The organism is Nonomuraea sp. bgisy101, assembly GCF_057708945.1.
The window spans coordinates 1-21,429 of sequence record NZ_JBYITD010000054.1 but is presented as its reverse complement, the minus strand read 5'-3'; the positions used below and the strand labels follow the sequence as shown (position 1 = coordinate 21,429).

Genomic DNA, 21,429 nt, shown 5'->3' with positions numbered 1-21,429 from the left:
CCATCCCACGAGCCGACCGAACGCCGGCCGACGTCCCGCGAGCAGAACGAACGCCGGCCCCCATCCCACGAGCGGAACGAACGCCGGCCCCCATCCCACGAGCGGAACGAACGCCGGCCGACGTCCCGCGCGCCGAAGAGACCCCATGCGAGCAGACCGGAGCCGCTCCGGACGAGACCCGGTGGGCAGGAAGGGACAGGGCGATCATGGCGTGCCTCCCAGGAGCATCTGTACGGCAGGCGTGGTCAGCGCCAGCAGCGCCTTCGGCCAGAGCCCGAACACGAGGGTCAGCACCACGAGCGGCACCCATGCGGCGAGTTCGTACCCGCGCACGTCGAGCCCGTCCCGGTCGAGCGTGGCGACGGCCGTGCCGTGCTCGCCCCCCGCGCGGACCGCCGCCGGGCGGCCGTGCGTGACCTTGGACAGCATGGTGAGGAAGTAGGCGGCGGTCAGCACCGCGCCAAGCCCGCCGATCGCCATGAACGCCAGGAACAGGGCCCTGGGCAGCCCGGGTGCCGGCTGGAAGGCGCCCAGGAGAGCCAGCATCTCGCCCCAGAACCCGGCCAGGCCAGGCAGCCCCAGCGAGGCGATGCAGGCGAAGGTGAGCAGCGCGCCGAGGTGGGGGTAGCGGGCGAGCATGCCGCCGCCGAGCGAGGGCATGTCGGCGGTGCCGTACCTCTCCTTGATGGCGCCTGCCAGGAAGAACAGCAGGCCGGTGATCAGGCCGTGGGCGACGTTGGCGAACAGGGCGCCGTTGACGCCGACGGTGGTCAGCGTGGCGAAGCCGAGCAGGACGAAGCCCATGTGACCGATGGAGGAGTAGGCGATCATCCGTTTGAGGTCGCTCTGGGCGAGACAGGCCAGCGCCCCGTAGATGATGCCGACCACGGCGAACGCTCCCAGCCACGGGGCGACGGCGGCGGCGCCCTCGGGCAGCACGGGGATGGCGATCCTGGCGAAGCCGTAGGTGCCCATCTTCAGCAGGACGCCCGCGAGGAGCACCGAGCCGACGGTGGGCGCCTCGGTGTGCGCGTCGGGCAGCCAGGTGTGCAGCGGCCACATCGGGGTCTTGACCGCGAGGCCGATGCCGATCGCGACGAAGGCGAGGGTCTGCACCGAGCGCGACAGTCCTGCGCCGTGAGCCTGCGAGAGGGCCACGATGTCGAGGGTGCCGGTCTGCGCCCAGATCAGCAGCAGGCCGAGCAGCAGCACGACGGAGCCGAGCAGCGTGTAGAGGATGAACTTGATCGCGGCGGCGCGACGGCCCTGGCCGCCCCAGATGGCGATCAGGAAGTACATCGGGATGAGCACGACCTCGAAGAACACGAAGAACAGCAGCAGGTCGAGCGCGAGGAACGTGCCGAGCATGCCGACTTCGAGGACGAACAGCGTGAACAGCATCGCCCGCGGCCGGACGGGCAGCCGGCCGGGACTCCAGCAGAGGTAGACGAAGCACAGGAACGTCAGCAACGCCGTGAGCACGACCAGGGGCAGCGAGATGCCGTCGACGCCCAGGTGGAGGCGCAGGCCGAGGGCGGGAATCCACGGCTGGTCGACCGTGAACTGGGGCTGAGCCGGCCGGCCGTACTCGAAGGTCGCCGCGAGCACCACCGCCAGCGCGAGTGTGAACCCCGAGACGGACAGGCCGATGGGTCGAAGGCGGTCCGCCGTGGCGGGCGCCAGCAGCGCGCAGGCGCCGAGGAGCGGCACCGCGAGCAGCGCGAGAGGCAACCAGGTCATCCGAACACCACCGCCCCCACCGCGATCAGCAGGATGCCCGCGAGCACGCCGCTGACGTAGAGCTGCACGTTGCCGTTCTGCGCCAGGCGTAGCAGGCCAGAGGCCCCCTGGGTGGTACGGCCCGAGCCGCGGACCGCGCCGTCGACCACCCTCTCGTCGGCCCGCACCACGAGCCTGGCGAGGGCAAGCACCGGCCGGACGAACAGCGCACTGTAGACGGTGTCGACGTAGAACGCCTGCTCGCTCGGCACCCTGAGCGGGCCGAGGATCCTGGCGGGATCGGCCAGCGGGTCACCCCGCCACGCCGCGTAGACGATTCCTGCGCCCAGCAGCGCGAGCGCGACGCTGATCGCCGCGGTGCCCCAGCTGACGTGGCCGAGGCCGAAGGCACCCAGCCCCAGAGCGGGGACGGCGAGCACCACGATCGGGCCGAGCATGGAGGGGGGCGCCTCGCGCGGGTCGACGACGTTGGCGGTGCCCGGCTGTGGTTCGGGCAGCGCGACGGGTCGTTCGCGGCCGAAGAAGGTGCGCAGCCACGCGCGGGTGGCGTAGGCACCGGTCACGGCGACCGTCGCGAGCGCGCACGCGTAGAGGAGCAGGCCCGCGGCGTCGGTCAGCCCGCCGGTGCCGAGCGCGTGCTCGACGGCGACCAGCACGCCGTCCTTGCTGAAGAACCCGCTGGCGGGCGGCAGGCCCATGAGGGCGGCGAAGCCGATCGTCATGGTCACGAACGTGACGGGCAGTTCGCGGCGTAGCCCGCCCATCTGGCTCATCAGGTTGGAGCCGACGTGGTGGATCACCGCGCCCGCGCACAGGAAGAGCAGCGCTTTGAACGCCCCGTGCGTCAGCAGATGGAAGATCGCCGCGGTGTCGGACCCCGCGGCGAGCGCGGCGGCCATGTAGGCGAGCTGGCTGATGGTGGAGTAGGCCAGCACCCGTTTGAGGTCGTCCTGCGCGAGGGCGGCCAGCGCCGCTCCGAGCATGCCGAGGGCGGCGAGCACCGCCAGGACGTCGAGGGTGGGCGGGGCGGCGAGGAACACGGGGAAGAGCCTGGCCACCAGGAAGATCCCGGCCGCGACCATCGTGGCGGCGTGGATGAGCGCGCTGATCGGCGTCGGGCCGGCCATCGCGTCGGGCAGCCAGGTGTGCAGCGGCACCTGCGCGCTCTTGCCCGCGACGCCTGCCAGCAGCAGCAGCGTCGCGGTGACGACCGTGCCGGTCGGCAGCTCGGGCACCTTCGCGATCACGTCGTCGATCCTGAAGCTGCCGGCGGACAGGCCGAGCACGAAAATGCCGAACAGGAACCCTACGTCTCCGAGCCTGGTGACCAGGAAGGCCTTGACCGCGGCCCGGGAGTTGGCGCGGTCCTCCCACCAGTGGCCGATCAGCAGGTAGGAGCAGAGCCCCATGATCTCCCAGCCGACGTAGAGAACCAGCAGGTCGCCCGCGTAGACGACCAGCAGCATCGCGCTGGTGAACAGGCTGATGAACGCGCTGTAGGAGGGGTAGCGGGGGTCGTCTCTCAGGTAGCCGACCGAATAGATCTGGACGGCGAGCGCGACGATCGTGACCAGGACGGCGATGATCGAGGAGAGCTGGTCGGCCTGCAGGATCAGCGCGATGGGCACGCCGCCGGTCTCGATCGTGCCGTAGCCTGCGCCGGCGCTGACGGCGTCGCCCTGCGGCCGCTCCTCAGCCAGGCGCTGGAAGAAGGCGAAACTTTGGCTCGCCGCCAGCCAGCAGGCCAGCACAGCCGAGACGGCGGTGGGAAGCACCGCGAACCAGGCGGCTCTGCGGTTGGCCTTGGCGTCCGCGGGCGCCAGGACCGGGTGGACGGCCGGGCCGTGGGGCAGATCGCCCGAGGCCGCCGCACCGCCGTCGGTACGCGGGTCGGGAGCGGGCGTGGTCCCGGCCACACCGGCGCCGGTGACGCGGGCCCTGGGCCAGCGGGAGAGCAGCAGTCCTGCGGCTGCCGCCAGGAACGGCAGGAGGATGACAAGCCCGGGGAAGGCGTCGAGGTAGGTGCGGCTCACTGTGCGCTCCCTCGGCTCGCACGCTCTCCTGGCCTGGCCGCCCCCGCCGCGCCGTTGCCCGTGGACGGCGATCTTCCCCCTGCCGGATCTGACTCGTCAGGCCCGCGCCCGGCCAGCTCCTGGGCGTCGGGCTCGGCGGCGACCACCACGTATTCCTGCTCCGCCAGGTCGCGGAGCCTGTCGATGTCGACCGTCTTCCGGTTGCGGTAGACGGCCAGGACGATGGCAAGCCCGAGCCCGAGCTCGGCGGCGGCGATCACGATGACGAACAAGGTGAGCACCTGCCCGCCATGGAGCCTGTCGCGGAGCCAGACGTCGAAGGCGACCAGGTTGAGGTTGACCGCGTTGAGCATCAGCTCCACCGACATCAGCACCAGGATGGTGTTGCGCCGGGCGAGCACGCCGTACACGCCGATGGAGAAGAGCAGCGCGGAGACGACGGCCGGGTAGACGATGTGCACTACTGCCCCCCGCTCTCAACGGTCGGGGGGGCGTCGTCTGACTTGATGTCGGTGCGCGACAGCACGATGGCTCCGATCAACGCGGCGAGCAGCAGGACCGAAAGCGCTTCGAAGGGCAGCACCCAGGTGCGGAAGACGCTGGCGCCGAGCTCGCCCGCTGCCCCGCCGCCCGGCTCCAGCGGCGTGTAGGCGGTGCGGAAGCCGTCGATGACCACCGCGACCAGCACGCCGGCCGTCGCCAGCGCCACCACGGCGGCGACGATCCTGTTGCCGCTGTCGAGGTCGGCGGACCTCCCGATGGGCGCGCGGGTGAGCATGATGCCGAACAGCAGCAGCACCACGACCGCGCCGACGTAGATGAGCACCTGGACCCACGCGACGAACTCGGCGGTCAGCACGAGGTAGCACCCGGCGAGCGCGCCGAAGGAGACCACGAGCCAGAGGGCCGCGTGCACGAGCTGCCTCGTGGTCACGACGAGCAGTGCCGAGCCGACCGCCACCGCACCCAGGAGCAGAAAGACGATCTCTTGCCCTGTGGGGGACAGGTAAGAAGGCACCGCCGCGGTCACTAGTCCTCCTCGGGCTCCGCTGTCTCGTGACGCTTCAGCCCGCCAGGCGGACGGATGGAACGCGGGTCGGCCATCCGTCGCCTGCGCGGCTCGGTGGCAGAAGTCTGCTCCTCCGATTCGGGCGGCGGCGGCGACGCGCCCGAACCTGTGGACAACTCTTCGTCAGGCTGCGGGCCTGTGGATGAACCGTGCTGTGGGGTCTCCCGCGCGGGCAGCGCGCCAGGGGGGCGGATGCCGCGAACGTTGCCCATCCGCGTCGGGCGGGCGCGCGGCTCGCGTGCCTGCCTCCGTTCGGTCGCGCTGGGTTCGGACGGTTCCTCCGCCTTATCCGACGCTTTCTCCTGAGCGGGCGCGGGGGCGCTCTGCTGTGCCGCCGCTGCTTCGCGGGCGGGCGTTTCCACAGGCGCGCCCGCCGGCGCCTCCCCCGACTCCGCGCCTGCCGTCCCGCCTTCCGCGCCCTCCGGCGGCGCGGGCTTGGCGGGTCCTTCGGTCCTGGCGGTCCTGGCGGGTCCCTCGGTCCTGGCGGGTCTGGCGGAAGTGGTGGAGCTGTCGGTGCTGGTGGGAGCGTCAGTGCTGGTGGGAGCATCGGTCCTGGCGGGCCTGCCCGGTCCCCTCTCCGCCCGGCCAGGCGTGGCGGCACTCTCGCCTGTACGGCCGGCGCCCGCCGTACGGGCGGGCCGGACGGGAGCCGCGAGCTCCTTCGGCGGTTCGGCCCCCACCTCGTGCGCGGGAGGCGGCGGCACGGCCTCCACCCAGCCGGCCAACCTGTCCTTCTCGTGCAGGAGGTTCCTGATGTCCCCCTCGGCGTACTCGAACTCCGGCGCCCAGAACAGCGCGTCGAACGGGCACACCTCGATGCAGATCCCGCAGTACATGCACAGCGCGAAGTCGATCGCGAACCTGTCGAGCACGTTGCGCTGCCTGGCCCTGCCGCCCTCGGGCGCGGGCAGGGTCTCCTTGTGCGAGTCGATGTAGATGCACCAGTCGGGGCACTCGCGGGCGCACAGCATGCAGGAGGTGCAGTTCTCCTCCACCAGCGCGATGACACCGCGGCTGCGGGGCGGAAGGTCGGGGTGGACCTCGGGATACTGCTGGGTCACGGACCGGCGCAGCATGTGGCGAAGGGTGACCGAAAGCCCCTTTACCAGCCCCACTCCAGGTATCCGTGCCATGGCTCAACATCATGTCGCACTATGCGTCGGAGGTGAATGCACCAGCCAGTTGTCCCCAGGTTTTCCACAGCCATCCACAGGATAGACGGTAGTTATCCACAGGTCTCGTCCACACCCTGCTTCTGTCGCCCTAACCGGATACTCTCTCGCCATGCCGCACAGCCACCCCCACCGCCCCAGCGCCGGAGCCTGGACGGCCGCCGTCGCCTGGGCCGTGGTGCCGTTGCTGACCTGCGGCCTGGCGACCCCGTTCACCATCGGGTTCGCCGCCTTCTGGCTGCAGAGCAAATGGCTCGTCCTCTCCGCCGCCCTCTACGGCGCGTGCGTCAGCGCATTCATGATCGTCGTGATCAGCTACGAGGACGTCAACCTCGCCCCCGACTGGCTGTTCGGCCTGGTAGGGCTGGGTCTGCTCGTGAGCTGGCTGGGCGGCGTCGTCCACAGCGGCATCCTCGTCCCCATCATGGTCAGGGGCCGTCCGCGGCCTGCCGTCCCCACGGCGGGAACACCCCCGATGCGGGTGCACGACCGCTCGACCCACCCGTCAGGCCTGACGCGCCGGGCGGGCGAGCCCGAATGGATCGGCCACTACCGCGTGCTGCGCTCCCTCGGCCGCGGCGGGCAGGGCGCGGTCTACCTCGCCGTCGCGCCCAACGGCGCCCACGTGGCCGTCAAGGTGCTCCACGACCTGGGCGACGAGTTCGCGCGGACCAGGTTCGCCCGCGAGGTCGACGCCGCGCGCAGGGTCGCCACGTTTTCCACAGCCAGGCTGCTCGACGTCAACATCACGCCAGACCAGGCCTACATCGTGAGCGAGTTCGTCGCGGGCCCCTCGCTCGAACAACTCGTCCGCGACCAGGGCCCGCGCGACGAGGACAGCCTGACCAGGCTCGCCCTGGCCACGTCAGGGGCGCTGGCCGCCATCCACAAGGCGGGCATCGTCCACCGCGACTTCAAACCCAGCAACGTCCTGATCGGCTCCGACGGCCCTCGCGTGATCGACTTCGGGATCGCGCGCTCGCTCGACCACTCGACGATGACAGGGAAGATGTCGGGCACTCCGCCCTACATGTCACCCGAGCAGCTGTCCGGCTCACCCGTCGGCCCGCCGTCCGACGTCTTCAGCTGGGCGGTGACGATGACCTTCGCGGCGACGGGGCGTCCCGCGTTCGGCGAGGACACGGTGCCCGCCGTCTTCAACCGGGTCCTCAACCTGCACCCCGACCTGTCGCCGCTCCCGCCGTCCTTACGCGGCATCGTGGGAAACGCGCTGTCCAAGTCACCCGCCGATCGTCCCACCGCGGCGGAGATCATGTTGGCCATCGTCCACTGAGCCCGGCCGCGCCGGCCTTGCCCGCCGGCCGTACGCGCCCGCTCCCCGGCTCCCTGAGGCGTACCGGTGACACTGCCACGCCCGCTCTCCGGCTCCCTGAGCCAGGCGTACCGGTGGCCCTGCCACGCCCGCCCGCGCACCCCCGCCAAGACGGCAGCGGGTCAGCCGGCGAGAACCTTGACCACGCCCGTGATGGCGAGCTGCACCAGGGCGAGCGGGACCAGCCCGACCCACGCGAGCCGCTGCAGCTGGTCCTCCCTCAGCCGGGGGAAGCTGACCCGCATCCAGATCACCAGGAACGCCAGCGCGAACATCTTCAGGAACGTCCAGACCACGCCGGGCAGCAGCGGCCCGTGCCAGCCGCCCAGGAACAGCACCGCCGTGAGGAAGGACAGCACCACGATGCCGACGTACTCCGACAGCATGAACAGGGCGAACCGCATGCCCGTGTACTCCGTCATCGGGCCCATGATGATCTCGGACTCGGCGATCGGCATGTCGAACGGCGGGCGGCGCAGCTCCGCGAGCCCCGCCAGGAAGAAGACCACCGCGCCGATCGCCTGCCAAGGCAGCCACCACCACTGCCATGCCTCGACGATCCCGCCAAGTGAGAGGGTGCCCGCCGCCATCGCCACCGAGGAGGCCGCCAGGACGAGCGGCAACTCGTACGACATCAGCTGAGCCGCCGCGCGCATTCCGCCCAGCACCGAGTACTTGTTGGCCGAGGCCCACCCCGCCATGATCGAGCCGAGCACCCCGATGCCCATGACCGCGAGCACGTAGAACAGGCCGAGATCGAGGTCCACGCCCACGAGCCCCGGGCCGATCGGAATGACGATCAGCACGAGCAGGTACGGCACGAGCGCGACGCCGGGCGCGATCTGGAAGACGCGGCGGTCGGCCGCGGCGGGGATCACGTCCTCCTTCTGGGCGAACTTCACGCCGTCGGCGATGAGCTGCGCCCAGCCGTGGAAGCCCCCGGCGTACATGGGGCCGAGGCGTGACTGCATGTGCGCCATGACCTTGTGCTCGGTCTGGCCGACGATCAGCGGCAGGAGGAGGAAGACGAGCAGGATGACGACGAAGCGCAGGACGATGTCGAGAACGTCACCCATCGGGCTCCTCCACGGACGCGGGCGGTGCGGGATCCGACGGAGGCGCGGGAGGCGCGGGATCCGACGGAGGCGCGGGAGGCGCGGGCGCCGGCGATGACGTCGGCGCGGCGGGCGCCGGAGACGCGGACTCCTGTGACCCTGGCGGCGCGGCCTGTGATGACGCGGGCTCCCCTGGCTCCGGTCGCGCGGGTGGCCGTGACCTCGGCGCGGCGGGAGCCGACGGAGGCGCGGACGCTTGGGGTTCCGGAGGCGCGGACGCTTGCGACTCCGGAGACGCGGACGGCGGTGACGCGGGCGAGGCGGACGGCGGTGACGCGGGCGAGGCGGGCGACGGTTGCGCGGAGGGGGCGTCGGGTGGCGGCGGCTCGGCCGAGGAGGGGCCCCACTCGGCGGGAACGCCGGGCGGGAGCGTCTTGCGGCGGCTCGGCGCGCCATGGCCCGACTCGCCGGGCTCCTTCGCGCCGGGCCAGGGCTTGGCCACCCGAGCCGCGAGCACGAAGTCCTTGCGCAACGGGTGTCCCTCGAAGCCGTCCGGCAGCAGCAGCGGCACCAGGTAGGGGTGCTCCTCGAAGACCACGCCGAACATCTCGAACGTTTCCCGTTCGTGCCAGTTCGCGCCCCGGTAGACGCCGACGGCGGACGGCAGGCGCGGGTCGGCGTGGGACACCGTCGTCCGCAGCAGCAGCCGGTCGTGCGTGGACGGGTTGTAGACGTGCGCGACGATCCCGAAGACGTCGGGCGGCTCGTCCACGCCGGTCAGCCAGTCGAAGAACTCGTAGCCCGAGTCCCTGCAGAACGTCAGCAGTTCGATCCAGTCGGCGGCGTCCACGTCGACGGTGCGCTCGCCCCACGACTCGCTGATCTGCGCCCTGTCCCCGAAGTGCGCGCTGAGCGTCACGCGTCCTCCCCGTGGGATCGTGACCAGATGTAGCGGTCGCTCAGCCGTTCCTCGGCGATCTGCTCTTGAAGCTTCATGATGCCGTGCAGGAGCGCCTCCGGCCTGGGCGGGCAGCCGGGGACGTAGACGTCGACGGGGATGATCTGGTCGACGCCCTTGGTGACACAGTACGAGTCCCAGTAGGGGCCGCCGGAGTTGGAGCACGCGCCGAACGAGATGACGTACTTGGGGTCGGGCATCTGCTCGTAGAGGCGCTTGACGGCGGGAGCCATCTTGTCGGTGACGGTACCCGAGACGATCATCAGGTCCGCCTGCCTGGGGCCGTTCGCGAACGGGATCACTCCGAAGCGAATGAAGTCGTGCCTGCTCATCGAGGTGGCGATGAACTCGATCGCGCAGCACGCCAGCCCGAAGTTGAAGACCCACAGGGAGTAGCGCCGCCCCCAGTTGAGCACGAAGCGCATCGGCTTCGGCGCCAGCCGGGAGACCGGCCCCACAGTCGGCATCGGAAGATCGGCCATATCGCCATTCTCCAACGGCGGCTGCCTGAGGAGTAGGGGGCCACCCCGACATCTCGCCCGAACACCCAACGCCGGCAGCTGTGCGAGGCGAAGTGCGCCCCCACGCAACCTATGAGGCCCTCCCCGTGGACGGGCCCACGGAGCCGATGAGCTTTCGTGGCAGGCGAGGCGCGAATCCCGAGCGAACGCGCGGGCCCGCACGGGGCGCCGGTTCCACACGGGGCGCCGGTTCCACACGGGGCGCTAGTTCCGCAGGGGGCGCGGGTTCCACACGGGGTATGAGTTTCCTGCGGCCCGAGTTCCATGCGGGCGAGGGTTCCCCGCGGGGGGTGCGCATTTCCATACGAGGCGCGGGAGCGGCACAGGTCGACCTCTGCGAGGGGAGCGGGCACTACCTGCGAGGGGGTGGGCTCTATCCCCGAGGTGGGCTCTATCCCTGGGAGGAGGGTGGGTGCGGCTCAGCGCGGCTTGCTGAAGGTGAAGGTCCCGGCGACGGTGTCGGCCAGGGTGAGGGCGTCCCCCGATGCCGCGGTGTATCCCTCGGCGACGGGCCGGGCGCCGAGGCTGGCCGAACCGAGGCGCAGGCCGAGGGGACGAGACTCGCCAGACCCAGGCGGGCGGACAGAGCGGACGGCCGAGACTGGCCGACCCAGGCGGGACAGACGGGGCGGACGGCCGAGGCTGGCCGACCCAGGCGGGACAGACGGGGCGGACGGGGCGGGAAAGGCTGGTCCTGTGACCAAGGGGGCGGGAGCGGCGTGGCGAACCGTGGTCTGGCGTGGGGGAGGTCCGGCTCCGCGGCGGTGGGGGCCGCGGAGCCGGCGGAGTCAGGTCAGGAGAGGATGGGGAAGTTGGCGCGGATCACGTTGCGCGGGTCGCGAGCCCGCTTGATCGCGCGCAGCCTGGTCAGCGTCTCTTCGGGGAAGGCCGCCGCCGCCCGCTCTCCCGGCGCCAGGAAGGTGTACGGCTTGCGCCCGCTGACGTAGGCGTCGAGGTCGGCCACCAGCTGGGCCTGCTTGGCCGTCACGCCCTCGATCAGGTGCGGAAGGCCGGGCCCCAGCATGTACAGCAGGTACGGCTCGGTCACCGCGCCGCCGGCGCCGGTGCTGGGTACAGGCTCGGCCAGCGCCCCGCCGAGGTGGCGGATCTGGACGTTCATCAGGGGGTTGATCGGCTCGGTCGACAGGGTCGCCACCGCCAGGTCGTCGAGGCTGGTCAGCAGTTCCGCGCTGGTGCCGGCGGGGCTGGGGTCGACGGGCTCGGCCGCGATGCCGCCGAGGTCGGCGATCGCGACCACGCCGCGGCTGTCGGAGATGGCGCCGTCGATCTTGCTCAGGCGGGTGAGCAGCGCCGCCCCCTCGCTCGCCTCGCCGAGGTAGGTGAGGTCCAGGGCGACCATGGGCGGCCCGCCGGGGAACTGGAAGCGGTTGATCCAAATGGACAGTTCGCGCGGCGCCTGGGCGGTGAGCTCGAGGAACGCCTCGAACACCTCGGGCGTGCGGTCGCCTGGCCACATGACCCGGCCGCCGTAGACGGCCGGCGCGGGGTACAGGTCGAACTCGATGCCGGTTACCACCGCGTAGTCGCCGCCGCCGCCTCGCAGCGCCCAGAACAGGTCGGGGTCGGACTCGGCGGTGACCCTGACCTGCTCGCCGTCGGCGTCGACGACGTCGAAGGCCAGCACGCTGTCGGCGGCCCAGCCGTACTTGCGGCCGAACCAGCTGACGCCTCCGCCGAGGGTGTAGCCGGCCACGGTGACCGCAGGGGAACTGCCGGCGAGGCCGGTCAGCCCGTGCGCCCCCGAGGCGGCCTGAACCTGTCCCCACTTCACGCCGGCGCCCACCTTGGCCACCCGCTCGTCGGGCCGGACGTCCACGGTGTCCAGCCGTCCTGTGCGCAGCAGGATCACGCCGTCGGTGTCGCCGGGGGCGCCGTGACCGCTCGGCTGGGCGGTCACCGTCAGCCCGACCTGGGCGGCGTATCTGACGAGGGAGGACACATCGTCGGCGTCCTCGGCCTCCACCACGGCCGCGACGGGCTGCGGGACGGCCCGGTTCCACGGCTTGGCCGCCGCGTCGAACCCGTCCTCGCCAGGGAGCAGCACCCGGCCCCTGACCGCGCCGCGCAAACTGTTGTCACTCATGTCCATGCTCCTCAGTTGATGATCGTTGATCGATCGATGGGGTTTCACCAGGGGATCGTGCAAGGGGATCTCACCAGGGGATGGGCCCCGCGTCCTGGAGGAAGGCGCCGCCGGGACCGTCGGCGCCCAGGGTCGCGAGCCGGACGGCGATCGCCGCGCCCTGCTCGGCCGACCGGTATCCGGAGCCGCCGTTGATGTCGGTGGCGCACCAGCCGGGGTCGGTGCGGTTCACCTTGATCGGGGTGTCCCATAGCTCCTTGGCGTACGACACCGTGATCATGTTGACAGCGGCTTTCGACGAGTTGTACGGCATGTCGTTGAGCGCCCCGATCGGACTGTCCCTGACGAGCGCGTTGGTCATCGAGGCCAGCTCGCTGGAGACGTTGACAATCCGGCCCGCGGGCGAGCTGCGCAGCAGCGGCAGCATCGCGTTGGTCACCGCGATCACGCCGAACACGTTCGTCTCGAAGACGCGCCTGACCACCTCGAGTGAGGAGGTGCTCGGCAGCCGCCGGTCCTCGGGCGCGACGACGCCCGCGTTGTTCACGAGGATGTCGAGCGTGCCGTACTCCTGCTCGACCCACGTGGCCGCGGCCCGCACGCTGGAATCGTCAGTGACGTCGAGCCGCACGTACGGCTGGCCGAGGCGCTCGGCCGCGGCCTTGTCCCGCTGCTCGTCGCGGGCGCCCACGATCGCGGTGATGCCCTTCTCGGCGAGCAGCCGGGCGGTCTCGAAGCCGATGCCCTTGTTGGCGCCGCTGATGAGGGCTGTCATGCGCATGATCTCCCCTTCTGATCTGTATCACTCGTCGATCGGCCGCCGCTCAACCTCGGATGGCGCCGCTACCGCTGAACCTCAGGGGAGGCGGCTCCCGCTCGACCTCGGATGGCGCGGCTACCGCTGAACCTCAGGTGATGTGGCCGCCCCTCGACCTCAAACGGCGGCGCCCGCTGAGCCTCAGCGGCTCTCAGCCCCAGGCGCCCGCGACCTGCCTGGTGGCCGCGTTGAGCCGGTTCCAGAGGTTGACGGTGGCGATCCCGAGGATCAGCGCCGCCAGCTGCCTTTCGTCGAAGCTGTCGGCGGCCTCGTCCCAGATGGGGTCGGGCACGGCTTCGGGGGTGTCGGCGAGCCTGGTGAGGTGCTCGGCGAGGGCCAGCGCGGCCCGCTCCTCGTCGGTGAAGTACGGCGTGTCGCGCCATGCGGCCACCGCGAAGAGGCGTTCGTCGCTCTCGCCGTCCTTCCGCAGGGCCCGGGCGTGCATGTCGACGCAGACGCTGCACCCGTTGATCTGGCTGGCGCGCAGGTTGACGAGTTCGAGCAGGTTCTTGGGCAGGCCGGTGCCCTCGACGGCCTTGCCCACGGCCAGCAGTCCCTGCATCGCGCCAGGCACCACCGTGGCCGGGTTGCCCATCCGTGCTTCCATGATCGTTCTCCTTCGGGATCGTTCGCCGCGCGCCGAACCGGCCGGGTTCCTGGTCTTCGCTCCTCTGACGGACCGCGGCGGCGGAACGTGACCGGGGGCCGGGGCGGAATGTGATCGAGGACGAAGCGGCGCGGGGAGCGGCAGGTCAGAGCCGCCGCTCTCCGATCATCAGAATCGCCAGGACCGGCGAGGCGAACAATCCCGAGGTTCGGATGGATCGATCACGAAGTCCGATCGTTCACCCGCGTCTTGGCGACGTCGGCGAACGCTCTGATGCGATGGGTCTCGTCGGCGGTGCGCCAGACCAGGCCCCATTCGAGGGGCGGGGCGTCGCGGAAGGGGATGTAGACGATGCCGGGCCTGACGTAGTAGCGCATGACCTGGGCGCCGACGGGGAAGACGCCCTTTCCCGCCGCCGTGAGGGCCAGGGCCTCCTGGAGGGTCCTGATGTCGGGGCCGCGCGTGATCGGCTTGCCGCTGGGCGTGCGGCTTGGGGTCCTGTCCTCGATGAAGACCGGTGACCATGAGGACGGCATGTTCAGGACGGGAAGCTGGGCGAGGTCCTCGAGCGAGACGGAGCTGCGGCGGGCCATCCGATGGGAGGCGGGCACGGCCAGCATGCGCGGCTCGCGCAGGAGCATGGGCCCCGTGGTCAGGTCTGGTTCGTCGAGCGGGAACGGGGCGCCCATCATGTCGATCTCGCCGGCGCGCAACGGCCCGAGTCCTTCGATGACCTGGATCTCCCTGAGACGCACCTCGCAGTCGGCGTGGCCGATCCTGAACAGCTCGCCGACCTCGACGAGCAGGTCGCCCATCGCGGCTCCGACGAATCCGAGGGTGAGCACGCCGCCGATGCCCCTGCCCGCGGAGGTGGCCCTGGCGACGCCCTCCTTGATCAGGCGGTGGGCGGGCTCGATGTCGTCGCGCAGCCGCCTGCCGATGCCGGTGAGCGCGACGTGGCGGCTGCTCCGCTCGAACAGGGGGGCGCCCACCTGGCGTTCGAGCTTCTTGATGATCTGGCTGACGGCGCCCTGCGACAGCCTCAGCCGCTCGGCCGTGCGGCCGAAGTGGAGCTCTTCAGCGAGCGTGAGAAAGGTTTCGATGTCACGCTGGTCCACCGCTCACCTCCGACGATTTGTCACACTTATCGGTCCTTTCGCATTCCGGCATTGATCAGGACCCGGCTCGTGGCTGAGAGTCGGAGGAGTCGATCTGCCGGCGGCGGACCCTGCGGGATGTCGACGACGTAGGAACAGCCGGGAGCTTCGCAGCACGGTCATCGCCTCGGCGTCATGCCACGGCGTGCTTCCGCCGTACTCCCTGGGTTGTGTTCCCTCGCGCCCCGTACTCCCCCGGTCGGGTCACGCTGGTCATTGAAGCGGTGCCCGTCCGGTGAGCGCATGGGCGCTGGAGCGGAGATCGCGGGTATAGCTGGCTCTACCTTCCGCTGGTGCGGAGGTAGGCGAGCACGGCGAGGACGCGCCGGTGGTCGCTCTCGGCGGGCGACAGGTCGAGCTTGCAGAAGATGTTGGCCACGTGCTTGGCGACGGTCACTTCGGTGATGGACAGGGTCCTGGCGATGGCGCCGTTCGACCTGCCCTCGGCCATGAGCCCCAGTACTTCGCGCTCGCGCCTGGTCAGGCGGTCCATCCGGTCGAACGGCGTCGTGACGTCCCTGGCCCTGGCCCAGGACTGTTCGAAGAGGTCGACCAGCGAGGCGACCATGCTGGGCTGGCGGACCATCAGCGCGCCCAGAGGGAGCTCGTCGGGGTCGATCGGCATGAAGGCGACCCGCCGGTCGAAGATCAGCAGTTCCCTGAACTGCTCGTCGGTGACGCGGTGCAGGTCGCCGGCGGCGTGCAGTTCCCTGATCCTGGCGGCCTGGTCGGGGCTCTTGAGCACGTCGGCCCTGACGACCGTGCGCATGATCGTGCCGCGTTCGAGGGCGGCGAAGGTGATGATCTTGGCGCCCTTCTCGTCTCGCCGCCTCGCGTCCCTCGCGCGCATGGCGAGGATCTCCTCCGCCTTCTCGGTGAGGTCGCGGATCAGCTCCCAGACGGCGCCGTTGTCCTCGATGCGTTCCACGTCGTACGCGGTGACCGGCAGCGCGGCCTGGAACGCGGCGATCTGGGCGAGCTCCTTCGCGATCGACTCCAATCGCCTGCCGCTCGTTTCGACCTCGTCCATCACTCCCCTTCGCGATCGTGGCGCGCACAGTCTGCGCACACCTTGCCCGTCCGGGCAAGTCAGGGAAAGGGGCCGTTGACCTGCGTACTCTGCGGGGTGGCGCCAATGATCGGGTGAATCGGGTCGGACGCTACGTCCAGGTGAGGACGCGCTTGCGCCAGGCGTAGACGATGCCGAGCGCGATGAAGCCCAGGAAGACGAACATCTCCACCAGCGTCGTCATCCCGTAGCCGGGCGCCGCGAACACGGTCGCCCACGGGAACAGGAACACCGCGTCGACCGCGAACACCACGTACAGGTAGATGAAGACGTAGTACCTGATCTGCGACTGGGCCCATCCCTCGCCGACAGGGTCGACGCCGCACTCGTAGGTGGTGAGCTTCTCGGGCGTCGGGCGTGTGGGGCGCAGCAGGCGATTGGCCATGAGGGCGCCGGCGACGATGGCCACGCCGATGACGAGCAGCGCGAAGACCAGCGCGTAGGAGCCGAAGTAGCCACCCATGTGCTGATCGTAACCCCGGCCAAAGCCTCTGTCCTCTTAATCCCAAATCGGGGCAAAGCAGGATTGATCCCCCATAACCTGGCCTGCATGCACAAAAGGCGATTCTTCGGAGGAATCGCGCTTATAGCCGCCGCCACCACCGGCTGCGGCATGGCCACCGCCTCCCCCGAGCGGGAACTCCACGTACCCGCCGAGCCCACGATGATCAGCTTCGTCGACCCCTCTGCGGTCCCAGGTCTCACCACCAGGACACTCACGCTGGGCGACTCAGGAGACAGGGATGTGCACATTGTCTATCCGGAGCTGAAAGGCGCCACCGAGCTCAACCACAGGCTCGGCGAGCTGGCCCAGAGCCAGCTGCACCGCTTCGTGGAGGCCACGAGCGCCGCGGCCCTCGAACCGCGCCCCGAGTTCAACGTGGACTGGCAGCTGACCGCCGCCACAGGCGACATCGTCGGCGTGCGGCTGCGCACCGGCGAGTTCGCCGGAGCCAGCTGGGCCAACTCGCTGCGGACCATCTGGTACGACAAGGTCACCGGCAAGGTCGTCGACTCCCCCGGCCTGGTCACGACCCTGTACCCGCTGGCGGCCATCGTCAGGTCCGAGCTCAGGCAGCGCGGCTCCGAGGTCGACTACGACGCCGTGAAAGCCGACCCCGGCCTGTTCGACTCCATGGCCTTCAATCGCGAGGGCGACCTCGTCGTGGAGTTCGACGACTACCAGGTGGGGCCGGGGGCGCTGGGCAGGGTGGCGGTCGCCGTACCGGCGAAGCGGGTCGAGTCGCTGCTGTCACCGGCCGGCTGGCGGGCACGGGCCGCCGCCAGGGACGCCCCGCCCTCGCCGGCGGTCAGCGGGACGCCCGTCAAGAGCCCGCCGGCCACGAGCTCCAGGGCGGGCAGCGTGAACTGCGACGACGCCATGTGCATCGCGCTGACGTTCGACGACGGGCCGGGACCCCACACCGGCCGGCTGCTGGACGAGCTGGAGAACGCGGGCGCGAGGGCCACCTTCTTCACCGTCGGGACGAACGTGGCGGCCCGCCCCGAGCTGGTCTCCCGCATGCGCGAGCAGGGACACCTGGTCGGCAACCACACCTGGGCGCACCGCGACCTGACGAAGCTGTCGAGCAGCAAGGTCGCCGACGCCCTCGTCAGGGCTCAGAGCGTGATCAGCGCCGAGCTGGGCCAGACGCCCACCCTCGCCCGCGCGCCGTACGGGGCGGTGAACAAGGACGTCAGGGCCATTGCCCGAAAAATGGGGATCTCTTTGGTCAACTGGGACGTCGACACCCTCGACTCACGCGACAACGACCCGCGTGCGGTGGTGCGGCGCGCGGTCCAGAGCGCGCATCCAGGGGCGATCATCCTCATGCACGACATCCACGACACGACGGTCGAGGCCGTTCCAGAGATTCTGCGGCAGTTGACCAAGAAGGGCTATACGTTTGTCACGGTTCCCGAGCTGTACGGCTCGGCCGGGATGAAGCCAGGTCGCGTCTACTCCTCGGGTAAGCAACCCCTGACGTAGGTAAGCCTTCGTGGGCGCATATAGTTAGGCAGCGTGACCCGAACCGTCCTCTTCGCCCGCCTGCACGTTGACCTGTGCCGGCTCGCGGCAGGGCTGTGTCGCCCCTTTCGTTCTCTCGCGTCTGCCTGACTTTCACCGCGTGTACCCGTGATGCGCATCACGGAAACGTGTGACCCCCGAGGACTTAGCATGGAATTTGAGAACGTGCCACGAGCGCAGTCGAGGAGGACTTCGCTGTGACCAAGCAGGTTCAGCAACTCGACAGAGTGATCATTCGGTTCGCCGGCGACTCCGGCGACGGAATGCAGCTCACCGGCGACCGCTTCACCGCTGGAACGGCGGAGTTCGGCAACGACCTGTCCACCCTGCCCAACTTCCCTGCCGAGATTCGGGCACCCGCAGGGACGCTTCCCGGTGTGTCGAGCTTCCAGCTGCACTTCGCCGACCACGACATCCTGACGCCGGGCGACGCGCCCAACGTCCTGGTCGCCATGAACCCGGCGGCGCTGAAGGCCAACCTGGGCGACCTGCCCAAGGGCGCGGACATCATCGCCAACACCGACGAGTTCACCAAGCGCAACCTGCAGAAGGTGGGCTACGACGCCAGCCCGCTCGAGGATGACTCGCTCGGCGAGTGGCGCGTCCATGCCGTGCCGCTGACCTCGCTCACCGTGAAGGCGCTCGAAGGCTTCGAGCTGTCGAAGAAGGACGCCGAGCGTTCCAAGAACATGTTCGCCCTCGGGCTGCTGAGCTGGCTCTACCACCGGCCGACCGAGCACACGATCACCTTCCTCGAGCAGAAGTTCGCCAAGAAGCCCGAGATCGCCAAGGCCAACATCGCGGCCTTCCAGGCGGGCTGGAACTACGGCGAGACGACCGAGTCGTTCTCGGTCTCCTACGAGGTCAAGCCGGCCAAGCTGGCGCCCGGCGTCTACCGCAACATCTCGGGCAACCAGGCGCTGGCCTACGGGCTGATCGCGGCCGGCGTGCAGGCGAAGCTGCCGCTGTTCCTCGGCTCCTACCCGATCACTCCGGCCAGCGACATCCTCCACGAGCTGTCCAGGCACAAGCGCTTCGGCATCCGTACCTTCCAGGCGGAGGACGAGATCGCGGGCGTCGGCGCCGCGCTGGGCGCCGCCTTCGGCGGTGCGCTCGGCGTGACGACGACCAGCGGTCCCGGTGTGGCGCTGAAGGCCGAGACCATCGGCCTGGCGGTCATGACCGAACTGCCGCTGATCCTGGTCGACGTGCAGCGGGCGGGCCCCTCCACCGGCATGCCGACCAAGACCGAGCAGACCGACCTGCTGATGGCGATGTTCGGCCGCAACGGCGAGTCGCCGGTGCCTATCGTGGCCCCCTCCACGCCGAGCGACTGCTTCGACGCGGCGATCGAGGCCGCCCGGATCGCGGTGAAGTACCGCACGCCCGTCTACCTGCTGTCCGACGGCTACCTGGCCAACGGCTCCGAGCCGTGGCGGCTGCCCGAGATCTCCGACCTGCCGGACATCTCCACCGAGTTCGCCACCGTGACGGACGAGGAGTTCCTGCCCTACAAGCGCGACGCCGAGACCCTGGCCCGCCCGTGGGCGATCCCCGGCACCGCGGGCCTCGAGCACCGCATCGGCGGCATCGAGAAGGCCGACGGCTCGGGCAACATCTCCTACGACCCGAACAACCACGACCGCATGGTCAGGCTCCGCCAGGCCAAGATCGACGGCATCGACGTGCCCGACCTCGAGGTCGACGACCCGACGGGTGACGCCAGGGTGCTGGTCCTCGGCTGGGGTTCGACCTACGGGCCGATCGCGGCGGCCGTGCGCAGGATCAGGAAGGCCGGAGGGAAGGTCGCGCAGGCGCACCTGCGGCACCTCAACCCGCTGCCCGCCAACACCGGCGACGTGCTCAAGAGCTACAACAAGGTGCTCCTGCCCGAGATCAACCTCGGTCAGCTGGCGCTGCTGCTGCGCGCGAGGTTCCTCGTCGACATCATCAGCTACAACCGCGTGCGCGGGCTCCCGTTCAAGGCCGAGGAGCTGGCCGGAGTCATCCAGGACGTGATCGACAGTGAGTGAACTCGTCAACGGCAAGGGCCTGGCCCTGATCCCCAAGGCCGAGGGCAAGCAGACCCTGAAGGACTTCAAGTCCGACCAGGAGGTCCGCTGGTGCCCCGGCTGCGGCGACTACGCCATCCTCGCCGCGGTGCAGAGTTTCCTGCCCGAGCTGGGGCTGCGGCGAGAGAACATCGTGTTCGTCTCCGGCATCGGCTGCTCGAGCCGGTTCCCGTACTACCTCGACACCTACGGCTTCCACTCCATCCACGGCCGTGCCCCTGCCATCGCCACCGGCCTGGCGGCCTCCCGGCCCGACCTGAGCGTGTGGGTGATCACCGGTGACGGTGACGCGCTGTCGATCGGTGGCAACCACCTGATCCACGCGCTGCGCCGTAACGTCAACCTGAACATCCTGCTGTTCAACAACCGGATCTACGGGCTGACCAAGGGCCAGTACTCGCCCACCTCCGAGATCGGCAAGATCACCAAGTCGACGCCGATGGGCTCGCTGGACAAGCCGTTCAATCCGATCTCGCTGGCCCTCGGCGCCGAGGCGTCGTTCGTGGCCCGCACCATCGACTCCGACCGCAAGCACCTGCAGTCGGTGCTGCGCGAGGCCACCGCGCACCGCGGCACGTCTCTGGTGGAGATCTACCAGAACTGCAACATCTTCAACGACAACGCCTTCGAGCAGCTCAAGGACCCCGAGGTCCGCGACGACATCACGCTGCGGCTGGAGCACGGCCAGCCGATCGTCAGCGCGAGCAAGGCCGTGGTCAGGGCGGCGAGCGGCGGCATCGAGGTGGTTCCGCTGGCGGAGGCGGGCGACCGCGTGCTGGTGCACGACGCGCACAACCCCGACCCCTCGGTGGCGTTCGCGCTGTCGCGCCTGGACGAGCCGGCCTTCGAGCACGTGCCGATCGGCATCTTCCGGCAGGTCGACAGGCCCGCCTACGACACGCTGATGGCCGAGCAGCTCGAGGAGGCCGTGGCGCAGAAGGGCCCCGGCGACCTCAGCGACCTGCTCATGGGCGGCGACACCTGGCGCATCGGCTGACCTGACGGGGTGCGTCGGCCCGCCACGCCGTGGTGGGCCGACGCACGGCGTTCACCCCTTGCGCAGCTTGGCGTAGTAGCCGGTGCAGTCGTCGTAGGACGGCAGCAGACCCTGCTGTGCCGCTTTCGCCAGCGAGGGGGCGGCCGCGTCCTTCGGGGAGAGCCGCGGCTCCAGATTCAGGGGCCAGCCGATCGCGAGATCGGGGTCGAGCGGGTTGATGCCGAACTCGCGTCCAGGCGCATACGGCTCCGAACAGAGGTAGACGACTGTGGCGCCGTCGGTCATGGCCATGAACGCGTGGCCGAGTCCTTCGGCCAGGTAGAGAGCCTTGCGATCCTGCGCGTCGAGGCGGATCGCCTCCCACCTGCCGAATGTCGGTGAGCCGACACGCACGTCCACCACGACGTCGAGGACCTCCCCCGCGACGCACGTGACGTACTTCGCCTGGCCGGGGGGCACCGCGGCGAAGTGCACCCCGCGAAGCACGCCGGCGCGGGACACCGAGCAGTTCGCCTGAGCGAGCCGTAGCGGGTGTCCTGCCGCCGCGGCCAGTTCGTCTTCACGAAACCATTCCGCGAAGGCTCCCCTGTCGTCTTCGTGGACGACAGGGGTGAAGACGTGAGCTCCTTCGATGGTGAGCTGTTCCATGGGCACGGGAACCATCCAGGTGTGAGCGCGGGGGGGGGGGGGGTGGGG

General features: G+C 70.1%; 19 protein-coding genes. 4 read left to right on the top strand and 15 right to left on the bottom strand.

Features of this window, described 5'->3' with window-relative positions; all coding sequences use genetic code 11:
* Nucleotides 1–204: 204 nt before the first annotated feature.
* The 5 genes from AC3EO4_RS51250 to AC3EO4_RS51230 are packed head-to-tail and all read right to left on the bottom strand — an operon-like array spanning nucleotide 205 to nucleotide 5,918.
* A complete protein-coding gene (locus AC3EO4_RS51250) occupies nucleotides 205–1,740 on the bottom strand; it encodes a complex I subunit 4 family protein (protein WP_431903378.1) in 1,536 nt (511 codons plus the stop codon).
* Nucleotides 1,737–3,773 carry an NADH-quinone oxidoreductase subunit 5 family protein gene (locus AC3EO4_RS51245; protein WP_431903375.1) on the bottom strand — a complete coding sequence of 679 codons (2,037 nt, stop codon included), beginning with the start codon at nucleotides 3,771–3,773 and terminating at the stop codon, nucleotides 1,737–1,739. Before AC3EO4_RS51245 ends, AC3EO4_RS51250 begins: the two co-directional genes overlap by 4 nt.
* A complete protein-coding gene (gene nuoK, locus AC3EO4_RS51240) occupies nucleotides 3,770–4,234 on the bottom strand; it encodes an NADH-quinone oxidoreductase subunit NuoK (RefSeq protein ID WP_431903373.1) in 465 nt (154 codons plus the stop codon). Before nuoK ends, AC3EO4_RS51245 begins: the two co-directional genes overlap by 4 nt.
* Nucleotides 4,234–4,803, bottom strand: coding sequence for an NADH-quinone oxidoreductase subunit J family protein (locus AC3EO4_RS51235; protein ID WP_431903370.1), 570 nt, complete (start codon nucleotides 4,801–4,803; stop codon nucleotides 4,234–4,236). Before AC3EO4_RS51235 ends, nuoK begins: the two co-directional genes overlap by 1 nt.
* Nucleotides 4,803–5,918 (bottom strand): 4Fe-4S binding protein, encoded by a 1,116-nt coding sequence (locus tag AC3EO4_RS51230; RefSeq protein WP_431903368.1) that lies wholly within the window; start codon nucleotides 5,916–5,918, stop codon nucleotides 4,803–4,805. The genes AC3EO4_RS51235 and AC3EO4_RS51230 overlap by 1 nt, the downstream gene beginning before the upstream one ends.
* A gap of 208 nt (nucleotides 5,919–6,126) precedes the next feature.
* On the opposite strand from AC3EO4_RS51230, the gene AC3EO4_RS51225 reads away from it, so the two are divergent.
* Complete coding sequence (locus AC3EO4_RS51225; RefSeq protein WP_431903365.1) at nucleotides 6,127–7,308, top strand: serine/threonine-protein kinase; 1,182 nt, start codon at nucleotides 6,127–6,129, stop codon at nucleotides 7,306–7,308.
* 161 nt (nucleotides 7,309–7,469) lie between these two features.
* On the opposite strand, the gene nuoH is transcribed toward AC3EO4_RS51225, so the two are convergent.
* The 9 genes from nuoH to AC3EO4_RS51180 all read right to left on the bottom strand — a co-directional run bounded on the left by nuoH (nucleotide 7,470) and on the right by AC3EO4_RS51180 (nucleotide 16,098).
* Complete coding sequence (gene nuoH, locus AC3EO4_RS51220; RefSeq protein ID WP_431903363.1) at nucleotides 7,470–8,423, bottom strand: NADH-quinone oxidoreductase subunit NuoH; 954 nt, start codon at nucleotides 8,421–8,423, stop codon at nucleotides 7,470–7,472.
* Complete coding sequence (locus AC3EO4_RS51215; RefSeq protein WP_431903360.1) at nucleotides 8,416–9,321, bottom strand: NADH-quinone oxidoreductase subunit C; 906 nt, start codon at nucleotides 9,319–9,321, stop codon at nucleotides 8,416–8,418. The genes nuoH and AC3EO4_RS51215 overlap by 8 nt, the downstream gene beginning before the upstream one ends.
* Nucleotides 9,318–9,842 (bottom strand): NADH-quinone oxidoreductase subunit B, encoded by a 525-nt coding sequence (locus tag AC3EO4_RS51210; protein WP_431903358.1) that lies wholly within the window; start codon nucleotides 9,840–9,842, stop codon nucleotides 9,318–9,320. The genes AC3EO4_RS51215 and AC3EO4_RS51210 overlap by 4 nt, the downstream gene beginning before the upstream one ends.
* Before the next feature lie 832 nt (nucleotides 9,843–10,674).
* The gene (locus tag AC3EO4_RS51205; RefSeq protein ID WP_431903355.1) at nucleotides 10,675–11,985 is read right to left on the bottom strand and encodes an FAD-binding oxidoreductase; all 1,311 of its coding nucleotides are present in this window, start codon (nucleotides 11,983–11,985) and stop codon (nucleotides 10,675–10,677) included.
* 70 nt (nucleotides 11,986–12,055) lie between these two features.
* Entirely contained in the window at nucleotides 12,056–12,766 is a 711-nt protein-coding gene (locus AC3EO4_RS51200; protein ID WP_431903352.1) for an SDR family oxidoreductase, read from the bottom strand.
* A gap of 187 nt (nucleotides 12,767–12,953) precedes the next feature.
* Nucleotides 12,954–13,409, bottom strand: a complete 456-nt coding sequence (locus tag AC3EO4_RS51195; RefSeq protein WP_379577692.1) for a carboxymuconolactone decarboxylase family protein — start codon at nucleotides 13,407–13,409, stop codon at nucleotides 12,954–12,956.
* A gap of 221 nt (nucleotides 13,410–13,630) precedes the next feature.
* Nucleotides 13,631–14,527, bottom strand: coding sequence for a LysR family transcriptional regulator (locus AC3EO4_RS51190; RefSeq protein WP_431903348.1), 897 nt, complete (start codon nucleotides 14,525–14,527; stop codon nucleotides 13,631–13,633).
* 319 nt (nucleotides 14,528–14,846) lie between these two features.
* Nucleotides 14,847–15,596, bottom strand: coding sequence for a LuxR C-terminal-related transcriptional regulator (locus AC3EO4_RS51185; RefSeq protein WP_379577696.1), 750 nt, complete (start codon nucleotides 15,594–15,596; stop codon nucleotides 14,847–14,849).
* 130 nt (nucleotides 15,597–15,726) lie between these two features.
* Complete coding sequence (locus AC3EO4_RS51180) at nucleotides 15,727–16,098, bottom strand: NADH-quinone oxidoreductase subunit A (protein ID WP_431903345.1); 372 nt, start codon at nucleotides 16,096–16,098, stop codon at nucleotides 15,727–15,729.
* 87 nt (nucleotides 16,099–16,185) lie between these two features.
* On the opposite strand from AC3EO4_RS51180, the gene AC3EO4_RS51175 reads away from it, so the two are divergent.
* The 3 genes from AC3EO4_RS51175 to AC3EO4_RS51165 all read left to right on the top strand — a co-directional run bounded on the left by AC3EO4_RS51175 (nucleotide 16,186) and on the right by AC3EO4_RS51165 (nucleotide 20,733).
* A complete protein-coding gene (locus AC3EO4_RS51175) occupies nucleotides 16,186–17,625 on the top strand; it encodes a polysaccharide deacetylase family protein (protein WP_431903342.1) in 1,440 nt (479 codons plus the stop codon).
* Between the two features lie 236 nt (nucleotides 17,626–17,861).
* Nucleotides 17,862–19,697 carry a 2-oxoacid:acceptor oxidoreductase subunit alpha gene (locus AC3EO4_RS51170; protein ID WP_431903339.1) on the top strand — a complete coding sequence of 612 codons (1,836 nt, stop codon included), beginning with the start codon at nucleotides 17,862–17,864 and terminating at the stop codon, nucleotides 19,695–19,697.
* Entirely contained in the window at nucleotides 19,690–20,733 is a 1,044-nt protein-coding gene (locus AC3EO4_RS51165; RefSeq protein WP_379577704.1) for a 2-oxoacid:ferredoxin oxidoreductase subunit beta, read from the top strand. Before AC3EO4_RS51170 ends, AC3EO4_RS51165 begins: the two co-directional genes overlap by 8 nt.
* 51 nt (nucleotides 20,734–20,784) lie before the next feature.
* Here AC3EO4_RS51165 and rfbC read toward each other — a convergent pair whose 3' ends face one another.
* Nucleotides 20,785–21,381 (bottom strand): dTDP-4-dehydrorhamnose 3,5-epimerase, encoded by a 597-nt coding sequence (gene rfbC, locus AC3EO4_RS51160; protein WP_379577706.1) that lies wholly within the window; start codon nucleotides 21,379–21,381, stop codon nucleotides 20,785–20,787.
* Nucleotides 21,382–21,429 lie beyond the last annotated feature (48 nt).